The organism is Gemmatimonadota bacterium (genome assembly GCA_009838845.1).
Taxonomy (GTDB): Bacteria; Latescibacterota; UBA2968; order UBA2968; family UBA2968; genus VXRD01.
Window position 1 is genome coordinate 14,894 of the sequence record VXRD01000057.1, and the last position, 15,914, is coordinate 30,807.

At 49.2% G+C, this 15,914-nt stretch carries 12 protein-coding genes; 5 read left to right on the plus strand and 7 right to left on the minus strand.

What is annotated here, in order from left to right:
- Positions 1–151 precede the first annotated feature (151 nt).
- Together F4Y39_08365 and F4Y39_08370 are read left to right on the plus strand one after the other, a co-directional pair.
- Entirely contained in the window at positions 152–466 is a 315-nt protein-coding gene (locus F4Y39_08365) for a hypothetical protein (GenBank protein ID MYC13725.1), read from the plus strand.
- Positions 467–469: 3 nt separating this feature from the next.
- Positions 470–2,494, plus strand: a complete 2,025-nt coding sequence (locus F4Y39_08370) for a GWxTD domain-containing protein (GenBank protein MYC13726.1) — start codon at positions 470–472, stop codon at positions 2,492–2,494.
- Between the two features lie 2 nt (positions 2,495–2,496).
- On the opposite strand, the gene F4Y39_08375 is transcribed toward F4Y39_08370, so the two are convergent.
- The 7 genes from F4Y39_08375 to F4Y39_08405 form a co-directional block, all read right to left on the minus strand.
- Positions 2,497–3,498: a flippase-like domain-containing protein gene (locus F4Y39_08375; GenBank protein MYC13727.1), complete on the minus strand. Its 1,002-nt coding sequence runs from the start codon at positions 3,496–3,498 to the stop codon at positions 2,497–2,499.
- The gene (locus F4Y39_08380) at positions 3,495–4,382 is read right to left on the minus strand and encodes a GTPase Era (GenBank protein ID MYC13728.1); all 888 of its coding nucleotides are present in this window, start codon (positions 4,380–4,382) and stop codon (positions 3,495–3,497) included. Before F4Y39_08380 ends, F4Y39_08375 begins: the two co-directional genes overlap by 4 nt.
- A gap of 10 nt (positions 4,383–4,392) precedes the next feature.
- Complete coding sequence (locus tag F4Y39_08385) at positions 4,393–5,367, minus strand: PorV/PorQ family protein (protein MYC13729.1); 975 nt, start codon at positions 5,365–5,367, stop codon at positions 4,393–4,395.
- A complete protein-coding gene (locus tag F4Y39_08390; protein MYC13730.1) occupies positions 5,364–5,867 on the minus strand; it encodes a hypothetical protein in 504 nt (167 codons plus the stop codon). The genes F4Y39_08385 and F4Y39_08390 overlap by 4 nt, the downstream gene beginning before the upstream one ends.
- A 14-nt stretch (positions 5,868–5,881) precedes the next feature.
- Positions 5,882–6,469 (minus strand): L,D-transpeptidase, encoded by a 588-nt coding sequence (locus F4Y39_08395; protein ID MYC13731.1) that lies wholly within the window; start codon positions 6,467–6,469, stop codon positions 5,882–5,884.
- Between the two features lie 79 nt (positions 6,470–6,548).
- The gene (locus tag F4Y39_08400) at positions 6,549–7,175 is read right to left on the minus strand and encodes a hypothetical protein (protein ID MYC13732.1); all 627 of its coding nucleotides are present in this window, start codon (positions 7,173–7,175) and stop codon (positions 6,549–6,551) included.
- Positions 7,176–7,317: 142 nt separating this feature from the next.
- Complete coding sequence (locus F4Y39_08405; protein MYC13733.1) at positions 7,318–8,169, minus strand: LamG domain-containing protein; 852 nt, start codon at positions 8,167–8,169, stop codon at positions 7,318–7,320.
- 252 nt (positions 8,170–8,421) lie between these two features.
- On the opposite strand from F4Y39_08405, the gene F4Y39_08410 reads away from it, so the two are divergent.
- From F4Y39_08410 to F4Y39_08420, 3 genes are all read left to right on the plus strand, one after another.
- Positions 8,422–13,275 carry an FtsX-like permease family protein gene (locus tag F4Y39_08410; protein MYC13734.1) on the plus strand — a complete coding sequence of 1,618 codons (4,854 nt, stop codon included), beginning with the start codon at positions 8,422–8,424 and terminating at the stop codon, positions 13,273–13,275.
- A 37-nt stretch (positions 13,276–13,312) separates the two neighbouring features.
- On the plus strand, positions 13,313–15,367 hold the full coding sequence (locus F4Y39_08415) for a peptide transporter (protein ID MYC13735.1): 2,055 nt from the start codon (positions 13,313–13,315) through the stop codon (positions 15,365–15,367).
- A 106-nt stretch (positions 15,368–15,473) separates the two neighbouring features.
- The coding region (locus F4Y39_08420; protein ID MYC13736.1) for a hypothetical protein at positions 15,474–15,914 on the plus strand (441 nt) is incomplete at its 3' end.

The window sequence follows — 15,914 nt, forward strand, 5'->3', positions numbered from 1 at the left end:
GAGATTAAGTTTAGGTTTGGATGAAAACCGATGAGGAGAGGCGTGCTGTGCGTCTCTCCTTTTTTGTTAGGTTGATAGATGGTGATTTTTTTTGTATTATTTGAAATGGTCAAAACGCGAGGTGAGAAAGTTTTTTTATGAGGGGCTTGTTATGGCAGCTAAAGAGTCTTACATGGCGGGTTTGGGTAAGTTAGGGGCTGGAGATTTGGAAGGCGCGATTGTCGAATTTGAGAAGGCTGTATCTGACGATGTCTCATTTTACATGGCGCATCTGGGATGGGCACAGGCATTAGATCGGCTGGGGAGGGTTGATGAGGCGATTGAACAGGTCAACTGCGCTTTGCAAATTGTTCCCGATGAGGCACTCGCACATACGAGTCTATCGCGATTATATCAGCAGAAAGGGATGATTGAAGAGGCCGAAAAGGAAATGGCTATTTCTCACAAACTCTCTCAAAATATTTAAAAAATGACGCGTGTACTGAAAATGAGGACGTCCTGCTTGGGCGTCCTTTCTGTTTTTGTGTTGATGGCGTGTGTGAAAGCAAATGCGAATTCGGTTGATTCGCTGCTGGCACGTGCGCAAAGTGATACGTCGAAGCCGCTTGACTACCGCATTGGTTTGCTCAGAAAAGCACTCCGTGTGGATGGCGATCGCGCAGATGTCTGTGCGGCATTGGGTGTGTTGTTTATGCAAAAAAACACGCCTGCGAGCAGGTTGCGTGCAGATCGCTATATTTATCGCGCGATTGTATTGGATCCCGAGAATATAGAGTATCATCTGTCTTACGCGACCCTGCAGCGCAAGAAGGGTTTTCGGTACAATGCCAGGCGATATTTTGAAAAGGTACTCAGTATAGATTCAACGCAGGTTGATGCGGCCTGTGAAGTGGGCGATTATTATTTACAGGATATGTTGAAATACGTCGATGCGCGACGTTTTGACGGAGGTGGAAGTATGCGGTCTTTTGCAATGGAGAGTGTGCAAACGGCCGCGGATTATTACCACTACGCACTTGCACATGATCCCTATTGCAGACGCGCGTATTACGGGCTGGGGATGCTGAGTATAGAGGGTGGATATAAAGAGGATTTGATTGTTATTGCGCAGGCACTTTTAGGCCGGTGGCCACAGGATCGGGATGGACTTTTGTTTTTGGGATTGGGGTATTATGCGGCCGAAAAGTACGAGGCGGCGGGCAAAGCATTTGATCGCGCGTACGCACAGATGGATTCGGTTGGACAGGCTGCGATGACTTCAATAGAATTGTTGGGCGGCGGGGATGAGGCACCTGCGCTTTTTTGGCAAAAGCGCGATCCTTTGTTTCTCTCGCTTGTGAATGAAAGAAAGCTGGCACATCGCGGGCGGGTTGCTTATGCAAATTTGAGATTTGGTCTGCCCGATGAGGAGATTGCGGGTTGGGAAACGGATATGGGCAAGGTCTGGATTCGCTACGGTCGCTATGTCAACCGCGTGAGAACGCTTATTCCGCATCGAGAGATCTGGACTTATGAAGATTTTTCAATGGACTTTTTTTCCTATGATTCTGTGCATTGGAAATTGGAATCGATGAGGGATGAGCGATGGGCACTCGTTCCGGGCGGATGGGGCAGAAGTCAGATTCTGTCGCCCAATTTTTATTACCCCGAGCGCTATATCGATCCGTATCGAGATCAGAAATACGGATTGCCCGTGCAGGTGGGATTTTTTAAGGCTGAAGAAAAACAGGTCAAAGTGGCTCTTTCGTGGGGCATCCCCAAGCATCAGTTGCAGTATCTCAAGCTCTATGAGACCTATCAGGTTGATTTAGATGCTGGTATTTTTGTTCATAGAAGCGATGGGGAAGAGATAACGGGTATCAGGTGGCAGCCAGAGGTATTTCGAGATGTTTGGACCGATTCATTGAAGGAGCGGTATTTGTTGGGGCAACGCGACCTGATTTTGGCACCAGGGCAACAAGATGCCGATTCACTTGCGCTATCTTTAGAGATTAGGGATTCGGGAAAGAAAACAGTGGGCGTGTTCCGCGATACCGTTTTTGTACAGGCATTTCCCGATGATGTGATTTCTATGAGTTCTGTGTTGTTGGCTTCACATGCGGAGGATGGCAAAGAGGGGATAGAAGTCATCCCCAATCCGTTGAGAACTTTTGGTGCGGACGAGTTGTTGTATATCTATTTTGAGATCTACAATCTGATACGCGATGAGTTTGGGCAGACCGATTTTTCTGTGACGTACAGAGTCGGACCACCAGATTTGCGGCGTTTTTCCGATAAGCGAGATCGAAAGGCGATTGCGCAATTGGGTATAAGTGATGACAGATGGCGTATTTCCGTTAGTACAGATTATCGAGGGGGGGAGATGCAGGAGCCGATTTATTTATCCGTTGATTTAAGTGAGTTGGGGCCTGGTGTGCATCTGCTATCCATAGTCGTCACTGATCGTCAGACGGGTTTACAGACCTGGCGAGAAACCCTGTTTCGCATTTTGTGACGTCAGAGGACCTGTTTTTTTGCTTTTTTGTGCCAGAGGAGGTTAATCAGTGGGGGGCCACCAAATAAAAGAAAGCCGAGGATCGCGACTGCGTGTACCGATGTGGCAAATGCCAATGCGATTTCTATTGGCACATGGTAGAAATGGTGGAGGGTTTGGGCGCAAAAGAAATGGTAAGAGCCTATACCGCCCGGGGCGGGAAGGACAAATCCAATCGTGGCGATGGTCATCACAACCATAGCTTCAAACAAGCCGAGGTTGTAGTTATGTGATAGGTCAAAACTGTAGAAGGGCAAGTACATGGCGAACAAATAAAGGCTATTGAGAATCAGGGTTGATACCAATATCCCCGCGTAGCCTTCTACAGTGTGAATGGCTCTCATGCCCTGTAAAAAAGAACGCAAAATATGGGTTGCACCATCGGCCAGCCTGGGAGAGAGGCGCGCCAGCAGGCGGTGGAAAATGGACAGGCCGCGTTCTTCACGGGCGGAGAGCAGTCCCAAAAATACGAAAGCAAACAGGATGATGGGCAATATCAGCAAGGCGACTGGTTCAAGTTCGGGAAATACTGCGCCGATCTGCTCTCTGGCAAAAAATAAAACCACGCCAAAGATGATCAAGAGGGTGAGTATATCGAGCAAGCGTTCTACAATCACTGTCGCCAGGATTGCACTGATGCCGGTAGGGTGATCTCTCTCGAGGGCGAGGGCGCGAGCTACTTCGCCAGCGCGCGGGAATACAACATTGCCCGCATAGGCGACCATGACAGCCCAAAATGTCGAGCGAATGGAAATATTTGGGGCAACGGGTGATAGCAAAATGCGCCAGCGCCAGGCGCGGGGCAAGCCCGACGCAATAATGATGATGGCCGATAAGAGCAACCACAAAGGATTGGCCGTTTGCAAAGCCTCTTCGAGACGCCCCCATTCGACATTTCTAAACGCTGCCCAGAGAAAGCCCCCCATTAACGCGAGACTGGCTGCAAGTTTGAGAAAGGTTTTCATGACAGGCCATATCCCAGGCTGCGAAGGGCGGTGTCTTTTTTTCGCCAGTTCTCATAGACTTTGACGTGCAGGTCGAGATAAATTGGGTGTTCCAAAAATGCCTCGATTTTTTTTCGTGCCTGATGTCCAATGGTTTTGAGGGTTTTTCCCCCCCGTCCTATGACAATGCCTTTTTGTGAATTGCGTTCGACAATGATATTAGCCTGAATATAGACTTTGGGGCGGTTTTCTTCAAAAGCCTCAATGTCGATTGCCGTTGCATAAGGCAATTCCTGGCGGAGATGGTGGAATACTTCCTCTCGAATGAGTTCCGCAACAAAAAATCTTTCGGGCTGTTCGGTGAGCGTATCTTCCGGATAGTATTGTGGGCCTTCTGGCAGTGCTTGGCGCAGGGCTGTGTGAAGCTCTTGCAGGCCATGTCCAGTGAGGGCCGACACAGATAAGACGCCCTGCGTAGCAAGTGAGGCGCGAATCTGTTGCTCGCAGCGTTGGACTTGCGTGCGCGAGATGAGGTCGGTCTTGTTTACGGCGATGATTTTGGGAATATCCCATTGTCCGAAGATTTGTCGTACTTCGGCGTCATAGGAGGTGTCGAGTTTTGAACCATCGACAATGCCCAAAAGCACATCTGCACTTTGATATGCACGCCCGATTTGCCGGTTCATAAATTCGTGAAGGCGATAGCGCGCAGACAAGATACCGGGGGTATCGAGAAATATCATTTGAGCCTGTTTATCTGTCACAATTCCCAGGATATTATTACGGGTAGTTTGGGGTTTGGGTGAAATAATGGATAGACGCTCCCCCACGAGTGCATTAAAAAGTGTGGATTTGCCGACATTGGTTCGTCCCGCGATTATGACATATCCAGATTTGAAAGCCATCACTGTCCAATCAAAAAAATAAAGTGGCCGAAATGCGGTACGTATTGTCGAGTTGGTCGTGTTCCATGAAGGCGAGATCTACGCCAAATCGACGAAGTTGCAAGCCAGTGCCCGCTGTAAAGTGCCCATCCTTATATCCGAGGCGAAATGCAAGGCGGTGTTGCAGGCGGTATTCTGTCCCCAGTTGTATGCTGCTCGTTTTTTCCCGTGTCGATTTTTCGTCATTCAGGTGCGTGCTAAAACCGACTGTCATATCACCGCCGGGCACCCTGCGTAGAAGTGCAAGGCCAATGAGAAGAGACGGCGAAATGCGATCTGTAATGCCGTCGGGAAATGCAATGCGCGTCTTTGTAAGATCGCGTATTGTCGCGCCAATGCGAAACGTCGAAGTGGGCAGATAGAGCAGGCCGATGTCCAGGCCAAAGCCGCTTCCGATGCCCACGCTGAGATCGCGTCTAATCATTTTTATACCCGCCCCAAGACGCAATTTATCTGTGATATGTCGCCCATAAGCGATTCGAAAGACATAATCAGCAGTGCCGATTTTGTCGATTATTACGGGACGGTTGTCTGGGCCAATTGGACGGTCTGGATCTTCCAGACCCGTCAGGGCAATCCCATCAACGCCAGCGCGAACAATGCCCAGGCCAATGCCGCCTTTTCTTATGGGCAAGCGCAATGCCAAAATATCGTGATTTATACTACCGCCAAATTGTTCGGCATGTTGTACGTGAATTTCTCGTTTGGGTGGTAATGAATTTTTGTCGAAGTCTGTCCTGGAATACACCTCTGGGGCAAGTCCTGCGGGATTCCAATAGACTGCTGTTGCATCAAAACTGAGCGCGATATAAGCACTGCCCATGCCCAGAGCGCGGGCACCTGCCCCCAATAAGAGTGGATCACCTGCATAATGGGATGTCTGTGCATGGGTTGGACTTGTGAGCGCGCACATGCAATACAACGCCAGGGTCGCAAAGCGTTTCAATGATTGGCCTCTGCATGGGGAATGAAAATGGCGATATTGCCGGGACGCAATGCCGATCCCAGGGCTTTGATATCGACAGGAGATAAAGTGATGTGCGGTATGTCACTTGTTGAAACTCCGTCCGCTCGAATGACGAGGTTTGGGGCAAAATAGAGGCGAGAACGATGGCGAGGTCCTTCTATCAGTCGTCCGGAGAAGTCGAGGGGGAACAGCCGCCCGCGAAGTCGCAGATTTGCATTGCCGGGTTCAACCGAGATGGGGTCAATTCTGGTCACAAAGCGGTAGTTCTGGGTATGGCTTTCTTTTCTGGGCGACAAGTTGAGGATGGAGCACGTTCTCAGCACATTGCCCTGTGATTTGAGGTGAATTTGCTTTGACGGAATGTCGATGATAAGGTAGAATTCGCCCGGTGCTGTTTTGATCTGGTCGAGTTCTCGGACAAGGGCTTCGTGGTAGTTTTTGAGAACGATTTTGTCCTGACCAAATACAGGGGTTTCCACAAGAAGCAAACAAATTAGTAGATATAGACCCGGTCGCCAACTTGTAGTGAGCGATACACAAAGGCCAGGTCTTCGTCGTTGAGGCGAATACATCCGTGCGTGATATGCCGTCCGAGCAATGTGGGATAAAGGGTGCCGTGAATTTCATATCCGTCGCCCAATTTAAGGGCGTAGGCACCTAAGGTTGTCCTGTCGAGACGCCGAAACTCCCAGGGCAATACAGTGGGTTCTTCTCCATTTTCGACAAAGGCCCACAGGGGCTTGGCCCAGATGGGGTCTGTCACTTTGTGCAAAATGGTTCTGATACCTAATGGGGTGTGAAATTGCCAGCGTGCCGAAGCACCCGGATGGAGCAGTACTTTGCCGCTGCCTGTCGCACACGTCGCTTCTCGTATCATCTGGTTGTTGTGCCAAACTTGAAGACGGTTGTGTACGGTATCAATAACGATGTAGGTTTCTGTTGCGTGCCGTTTCAATGCTTCCTGGAGTGATGCGATGTCAGCTTTGAGTTGTTCGATATCCGTTTCTCGCGCGGGTAGATGCAGGGAAAAACTGAAGAACAAATATAGCGCGAGTAATAATATGGTGTGAAAGCTGTGCATGTATGGCTCAGAAATTGCAAAACCGAGGTGCTTTTAGCGCGCCTCGGTTTTTGTCTTTTTAAAAGATATTTGGATGGTACTACAGGCGGAAATACCAGGGTTTGTTTCGTTCTTTCCAGTCTTCGATTTTCTGAAGCGCGACCGTAACAGCACCTTGAACACCTGCTAATTTGTTTTCCGCATCTTGTGCTTGAGCGAGAGCATCTCTGTATTGCCCATTGTCGAGGCTGCTGCGTGCGTCGCTTACGCTGGTCTCGGCCTGATTCAGGTCGGCGTTGAGTTGATCGAGATCATCGTCAGCGCCTTTTCCTCGAGGTGCCTCACCCAAACTGACTCTGGTGTCTGAAATGCCAGGCGTGACGCGTTCGATAATCGCCTGGGTATCGGCCTCCAATTGCCTGTTGGTGTCAGCTTCTGATTTTGCACTATTAGCTAACTCCTGAGCTTCTACATAAAGAGGCTCAGCCTCGTCAAATTTATTAAAGAAGAAGAACTTTTTCTCTTCAAACTTCTTGGCTGCACTGTCTATGGCAGCGGTTGCTATGCGATATGATTCAGGCGCATAAGCCTCGGCCTGAGCCGCCTGTGCTGCAGCATAAGCTGCCTCAGTATCTGCTTTCAATTTTACCAATTCTTCGGAAGGCCCACAACCCGTTATGGCAAATGCCAAAATCAGAACAGTGCAAAGGCTTAAAATGGATCGCATCCTTAGACTCCTTGAGTGTGTTGTCAATAAAGGCTTTACGCATTGTCTTCTTTGCGGAAGATAAAACACAAATTTCCGCTTGTCAACACCAATTTTGAGATATGGGAAATGGTGTTGAGCTATCGGTGATGATGTATTTTATTTATCGCCGTTCGCTTTTTTTATAAAAAAGTTTGTTCAGTGGGCTTTTGGGATCCGTAAGGTATTTGGCTTCGTCGGGCGTCAGGGCTTTGTCAAAAACAGCGATTTCGTCAATTTCTCCAGGGTATTTGAAATGATTAAATCGCATCACGAGGGTTTCTATATCCCAGGTCATATTTTGTTGAAGCGGACCTTTGCGCCCTGCTTCTTTGCCATCTATATACAACGCCCATTCTGCATCGGCCTTGCCACTGTTAAAGTTGGACCAGGTAATCGCAATGTGGTGCCAGTCATTTGCACGCCAGTTGACCGGTACAGAAATCACACGGGCTGCGACTACATCGTCGGTAACTGGTTGTTCTTTATTGGGATAGCACCCAAATCGAAGCGTGCCATCGGCTTTTTTGAAATCGACAAATACAACTGCATCATCCCAGGGATATTTCCCACTCTCTTTTTTTCCAACGTGAAAGGGTTCTGGGTAGCTTTCATCAAAGCTGGCGATGTCGGCTTTGAGCCAGAATGCAATGCTGCCAGACCACGCGCTGTTTGCACTGTAGGAGAGATTGTTTTTACCGCTGTAATTGAGTGCGCCCGCATCTGGATTAAAAGCCAAATATCCGTCGGGATTGCCGCCTTGCTTGATGTGGTTGGTGTTGGCTGTGTCAAAGGTAGCCAATGGGTCGCCAAGGCTGTCGAGGGCATCCACGCCTTTTTCAAAGTTGGCAAAAAAAAGTATGTGTGCTCGCAGGCTCTCTTCAATGGCCTTTTCAGGGCCACCACAGGCTGTTGTGATTGATAGAAATATGAGGGTTAGAGTGCCGCGAGATAGCTGGAAAAAGTGGAGCGACATGTGTAAGGTCTCCTCGAAAAAAGAAGTTTGGCGTATTGTGGAGTTAAGTACACAAGTTGATATACTCCCAAAACGCGGGGATGTCAATACCAAAATAATGGAATTACAAAGATAGCTTAAATACTCGAAAAATCAATAGTTGAGATACTCGAAAACTCTGTCTCGGAAATTGTCTTGACATCTCAAAAGTTATTTGTTAGCATAAATTCAATTTTCCCAAAATGTTTGGCATTCTCAACAGGAGTCTCCTCGATGCGTAAAATCGGCACAGGTATTCTCTGGATAATCACGATTTTGATGTTGTCTTCGGTGACCATTTTTAATCCGGGACAGGTGACGGACTTTTTTGTCACGCTTTTTAATATTAAACCGAGTATTCCCGAACTCAAACCCATTGAAATTTCAGAACGCGATCGAGAAATTCGGTCCATTGCCGAGTCCATTACACAAGAAGATGTAAGCCAAATTATTACCGACCTGTCGGGGATGGGATCTCGGGTGCCTGGCTATGCGGGGCATAGGCAGGCTTTTGAATATGTCAAACAGCATTTTGAGCAATTTGGTCTCGAAGATATCAAGGTCGAAGAGCACACGGTAACGGTTCCCGTTGACAAAGGTGCTTCACTCACTTTGACGGATACCGGCGAAGAAATTGCGATCTACGGTTTTTGGCCCAACCATGTACAAACGCCCTCTGTGCCCAGCGCTGGGATTTCGGGGGCGCTTATTTACGGGGGCAAGGGATCGTTTTCAGAACTGAATGGCAAAAAGGTCGAAGGCAGCGTTGTCCTGATGGACTTCGATTGTGATCAGGGCTATTTAAGCCCTCGTATGCTGGGGGCACAGGCCATTTTATTTTACGACAATGGGCGGGTTACACAGGGACAGGCTATGGATAAGTTTTTGCCCGTGCCCGTTGATGTGCCCCGGTTCTGGGTCAAGAAAGACGATGCTTTGCGTTTGCTCGAATTGGCCCAAATGCAATCTCCCGAAGTGCGTTTAACGTCGAAGATGGATTGGGAAGAGGTGCCGACCTGGAATATTTTTGCAACCGTTCCCGGATCCGAAGACTATATCACTGAGCGCGAAGAGCGCAAATGGAAAGATCAGCAGATTGTGCTGAGTGCTTTTTACGATGCCATTTCCGTTGTGCCCGCTCTCGCGCCGGGTGCTGAAAATGCGTCGGGGTTGGCTGCACTTTTACACACTGCCCGCGTTTTGAAACAGAATCCGCCCAAATATTCGGTGACCTTTTTAGCAACTGGTTCTCATTTTCAAGGCCTATCGGGTATCAATGATTTTGTGTATCGCCACTCGCGCGAGAGCGATCATTTCCGCGATAAAATTCCCGATAGTTTATCCGTTGCCGGTGCTTATCTCGATGGCGAACTGATTCCGCGCGACAGCGAGGATTTTGAAGAGCTCATTCCCGGTAGCTACAAAATTGATTTTCGGTTATTTATCGGGTTGGACCTGTCGAGTGAATCCGATCAGTTGGCGAGCTTTTCACACGGCACCTTTAATAACCCAAATTGGCAGACAGACAATTATCTGAATAATCTGCTGGCGCCTTATGCGGACAAATTCGATAAATATATGGCCAAAGTCTTTCCGGGCGAAGAAGTGCGCCATGTCGATGCGATTGCACCGCCAAAACGCACCTGGAAGAATTTTATGCCCATTCGCCTGGGATTCGACAGCGAGGCCGTCACATTTGTTGGCAAAGAAGGCATTACACTGGCGACGCCATCAACCGTGCGGCGGTTTGTCGATACACCTGTCGATCGCGTGGAGCATGTCAATATGGGCAATTTGACGCGCCAGATCCAAACGGCGATCGCTGCCATGATGAAAGCGGGCGAAGATCCCGAGTTTTTCAGGGTGTCTAAACTCAAATTGCAAGATCGCGGACACAGTTTGAGAGGACAGGTATTGTGGTTTGATCGCAATGTCGATTTCGCGTTGCCCCGCGTGCCCGTGCCTGGGGGAGTTGCCACGTATCGACAGCCGGGCAATGTCCATAGCTGTGCGGGAGTGCGCACGCTGATTATTGACAAGACAACAGAAGGTCCCATTTACGATATCGATAAATTAGCAGACGATCAGACAGAAGATGCAGATCTAAAATTGTTTGGCGATAAAGATAAGGTAAAGGAAACCGGATGGTTTTCCTTTGAGATTATGCGGAATCGATTTACCAATCGCATTTTGGCTTATGATATTGATGAAGAGGGGACTATTACGTCGGCACCCGACATGGGGACTGAGGGCGACAAAAAATTCCCACTGACGCAGCGATATGGCTGGTGGGAAAATGAAATGCTGACAGTTCTGTTTAAGAGCCGCTCCATCAGCGTTTTTGAAATTATCGACTCGAGCTATTTGTCCGCGCTCGATTTTATGACGGTGCTCAACGACAACGATACGCAGCCCATAGAATTTGGCTATACGTATTTGCCGGGACAAAGCACCAAAGAAGGCGACGTGACGCGCGCTGCAGTGACGTTTGCGCGTGTGGATGAATTCACGGGAGAAGCCGAGCGGTTGAAGGTTTTGATGAGCACGGGATTATTTGGTGTTAAGTATTTGTTGATCAATGCGCCCCAGAAGTTTTTGGACAATCCGGTTGATAAACGCGAGGTGAATCCCGATCTTCTGGAAGAGGCCCGAGGTGAAGGGTATGAACCCGGCGTCATTTTCAGACCTTCGTATCAGGCCGCCAAAGATATGTGGGTGATTGACGATGTGCGGATGAAACAATTGGCGCAATTTGGTATTGAAAACAATCGGCTCACCCTGTTGCACAACAGCGCGCGCGAAGCCCTGATTGAAGCGCGTCAGCACCTTGAAAATCTGGATTACGAAGGGTTTATGAACGCATCCCGGCGGGCATGGGGGCTGGAGGCGCGGGGTTATCCCGAAGTGATGGCGACGGCCAATGATACTGTTCGGGGCATTATTTTTTATTTTATTTTATTGCTGCCGTTTTCATTTTTCTGCGAGCGTTTGTTGATTGGTGCGTCGAGTATTACCGCGAGGTTGAGTTGGTTTGCCGCATTTTTTATATTTTTCTTTATTGTTCTGCGCTTTGTCCATCCGGCTTTTCAGTTGAGCAATTCCCCCTATATTATTTTTCTCGCATTTGTGATTATGGCTCTCGGAGGCGTGGCCATGGTCATTGTGGTGTCTAAGTTTGGCGATGAAGTTCGCAAAATGAAGCAGGCTTCTGCCGGGACTTATGAAGCCGATGTCGGGCGCATTAGCGCGACGTCGGCCGCGATTGTGCTGGGCATTTCAAATTTGAGAAAGCGCCCCATGCGCACGGGGTTGACGGCGATTACGCTGACCTTATTGACTTTTACGACATTGTCTTTTACCTCGGTACAGACTTCGTTGAAGTTCTACAAGTTGCCCCGCGATAACGAGCCGTCGTATCAGGGGGCACTCGTGCGCGACCGATCCTGGCGCGGGATGCAGGAATCCGTGCTCAATTATCTCAATAGTGCCTTTGAAGGCCGCGCCGATATTGTGCCGCGATCGTGGTATTTGTCACAGGTGCGTGGCGAGCGCGCTTATGTGAATTTTTCTCGCGTGACAGAGGCCACCGCCGATATGGGGCCAAAGGAGATTTACGTCGATTTCGATGTGGGCATTACCACGGGAAAAGACAGTTTTGTCAATGCGCTGTTGGGTCTTACACCTGACGAACCCAAAATTACCGGAGTTGATCGCTATTTGATGAGCGGGCGGTGGTTTAAGCCCGGAGAAGAGTTCGTTTGTCTGTTGCCAAATGATCTGGCCGAGCTTGTCGGTATTTTCCCCGAAGATGCCGGTACAGCCAAAATTGAAATGCAGGGGCAGATTTTTACGGTGATTGGCATTCTCGATTCTGAAATGTTTAACAAGTTCAAAGATCTGGACGATGAAAAACTGACCCCTGTTGATACGGTTAAAGAAAAAGACGATTTGGCAGATGCACAGGATCAGGACCCGCGGGTTGTCGCGGCTGCGCCTATTGAGACCTTTACCCACCTGGAATCGACCAATGTGCTCGTCGTGCCCTATGAGTATATTCGGGATATCGGGGGCGTGTTGGCTTCGGTGGCGATTGCGAATTTCAGGGATGAGAGCGGGCAGCCCAAGTTGAATTTTGTCCCCGATATTGAAGAGTTTATGGCACGCGTGTCTTTGACGATGTTTGTGGGCAAGGATGATGGTGTAACCGTCTATAGTTCGATTGGTTCAACGTCGCTTTCTGGATTGGGCAATTTGTTTATTCCGATCTTGATTGCGGCGCTTATTGTGCTCAATACTATGATGGGTGCTGTGTATGAGCGTTTTCGAGAGATCAGTATTTATTCTTCGGTGGGATTGGCTCCCAATCATATTGCGGCACTTTTCCTCGCGGAGGCTGGCGTATTTGCCACACTCGGTGCGGTTATGGGATATTTAATTGGACAAGTGCTTGTGCTCATACTTTACAATGAGGGATTGTTGGGTGGCCTGGAATTGAATTATTCGTCGCTGTCCGCAATTTCCGCCACGTTGATTGTGATGGCAACGGTATTTCTTTCGGCGCTTTATCCAGCCAAAAAAGCCGCTGATATGGCCGTGCCCGATGTGACCCGAAAATGGGAATTTCCCGATCCGGATGGCGATCGGTGGGTATTTGATTTTCCCTTTACAGTGGGCGGTGCCGAGGTATTGGGCATGTACTCTTATTTGACCCGGGTTTTTGAATCTTATGGCGAGGGGTCGGTGGGTGATTTTGTAGCAGATCACGTGAAGTTCTGGTCTGAGGATCACGAGGGAGAACCGCAATACAATATTGACCTGACGGCGTGGTTGGCGCCTTATGACCTGGGAATTAGCCAGGAAGTGCAGTTGAAAGCCATTCCAACGGGTGAGCACAATATTTATAAAATTGAAGTGGTGATCAATCGCTTGAGTGGCGATGTGGCGTCCTGGAAACGGATCAATCGCGGATTTTTGAATGTGTTGAGAAAGCGATTCCTGGTCTGGCGCACAATTCCGGGCGACATGAAGTTCAATTATGCAGAAGACGGACGCCGGGTTTTGTCTGGCGAAGTCGCGGCAATAGCATAACGTGCAGATTTTGTGAATTTCCTTCTGGGAGGCAATTTTGGCAACCGATGAACCAAGAGATACAGAAGAAACAAAAGAGGATCTGACAGAATACGAACAGATTATGCCAGAGGACGCGCCTTTTGAAGATGGCTTTGGCTGGAAGACGATATGGGCGACGGCGTTCGTTGGGATTGTCATGTTGCCGGGGGCGATTTATCTGGGCCTGGTGACAGGGCAGAGCATGGCTGGCGCGTCTGAGTGGGTGACAATTATTCTCTTTTTAGAGATTGCCAAGCGCTCTTTTGTTCGGCTCAGGACACAGGAAATTTTGATTATCTATTGGGTCGCCGCAGGGCTGTTGGGCATTGGAGTAAAACTCGGTTCCGGCGCGCACCTTTACGGTGGGCCTTTTGGAGGGTTGATTTGGGATCAGTATTTGATTCAGTCGCCCGCGGCAAAAGGTCTGGATAGTTATATCCCGAATTGGGTGACACCGCCTCTGGATTCGCCGGTTTATGCCGAGCGTACGTTTGTGCATCCCGACTGGATTTTGCCGGTGTTGATTTTGTTTCTGGTCATGATTATCAATCAGGCTGCGCGGCTATCCTTTGGGTATGTGATGTTCCGCATTACCAGCGATATCGAGCAATTGCCTTTTCCGCTGGAGCCCGTTCAAGCACGCGGTGTCACCGCACTGGCTGAAACATCGGCCAAAGCCGAAGGGTGGCGGTGGCGCGTGTTCAGTACGGGAACGTGTATTGGTCTGGTGTGGGGATTGCTCTATGTAGTTGTGCCCACGTTGTCGGGCATTTTTCTGACGGAGACCGTTCAGGTCTTGCCCATTCCATTTATCGATTTCACAGCCGAGGTAAAGACCATATTGCCCGCTGCCGTGTTTGGTATAGGAACGGATTTGGGGCATTTATTGTATGGTTTTGTCCTGCCGTTTTACGTGGTGGTGGGGTCGTTTATCGGTGCTGTGCTCGCCAATCTGGTAATTAATCCAGCCCTTTATCACTATGAAATTTTGACCCGATGGGCACCGGGTATGACGGCGATTCCCGCAAGTATTTCCAATCGTTTTGACTTCTGGTTGAGCTTTGGGATCGGCACTTCAATCGTGATCGCACTCACTGGTTTTTATATGATAGGCAAAACCCTGTTGGAACAGCGCAAGCTGAAACAGGAAACAGGACATCATTCGATAAACATTAGTATGGAGGATTTGCCCGAGGGCCGGGGTGATCTGCCGATGAAATGGCCTCTCGTGTTGTGGGTCATGGCTTCTTTTGCCGCCATTGGACTGTGCCAGTGGCTCGTGCCAGAGTTTCACTGGGGATGGCTGGTTTTCTTTGCGTTTATTTATACGCCTGTTTCGTCTTATATCGGTGCACGAATGATCGGTCTTACGGGTAGCCCTTATGGCGCGAGCATTCCCTATATTCGGGAAGCGGCCATTTTGTTGTCTGGTTATAAAGGTGTGGCGGTGTGGTTTGCGCCCATCCCACTGCACGACCACGGGCTGGCCGTGCGGCAGTTTAAGCAACTGGAATTGACCAAGACAAAGATCGGTAGTTATCTCAAAATGGTCGTGGTTACGATGTTTGTGATTTTCATTTGCAGCTTTATGTTTTACGAGTTCATCTGGCGGTTGGGACCCATTCCATCTTCCACATATCCTTATGTCCAGCTATTTTGGCCCTATGAAGCCACGATGCAAACCGTATGGCTTAAATCGACTTTGCCGCCCGGAGAAGTACAGGGTGCTGTAGGGATGGATCTTTTAAGAGAAATTATCATCCCTAAATACATTCTCACAGGACTGGTCTCTGGTGGACTTCTCTATCTGGTACTGGTCGCCGCCAAGGTCCCCGTGCTGGCATTTTTCGGTTTTGTGAATGGTCTGGCGCAATGGCCGCACTTTGTCATTTTAAATTTTGCCGGGGCCATGCTGGGGCGATATCATTTTCAAAAGCGGTTTGGCGAGTCCAAATGGAAGGCTTACGCACCTATTTTAGTAGCGGGTTATTCATGCGGTATGGGGCTTATTGGCATGACCTCAATTGCCGTGGCTTTGATATCCAAAGCCGTGTCTCAAGTGGTTTTCTAAGATAAAATGATGGATGGAACTTTTATCCGGGCATGTGTCGTCTAATTTGTTGCGATACATGCCCGGTTTTATAGGCATTTTATTAACTTTTTCAAAGGAGCAGATTATGCAGAGGTTTCGACTCTTCGGTTTTTTGGCAGTGGCGATGCTTATGGTTGCGTCCTGCGATGTGTGGGCACAGCCTCAAAGAGGCGGTCAAGGGCAGGGGCAGCGCGGTCAAGGGCAACGCGGCGGCGTTCAGGTGCAGCGTTTTTTGCCGGTTGAACAGGCGTTAACCTATCTGGCGTTTAACGAGAATGTCGCCCTGAGCGATGAGCAACTCGTCAAGGTGCGCGCGTCACTTAAGGGGATTTACGCAAAAAGGCAGGAGTTGCAAAGAAGTCTGCGCGGTAGCAATGATCAGCAGGCGGCCATGCAGAAAGTGCGCGCACTGCGAATGGAAATGATGCAGGGCCTGACAGCCATTCTCAATGAGAACCAGACAAAGGTATTTCAAGAACAGATGCAGCGGATGGGGCAGCGCGGGCAGCGCGGGGCGGGGGGGGGG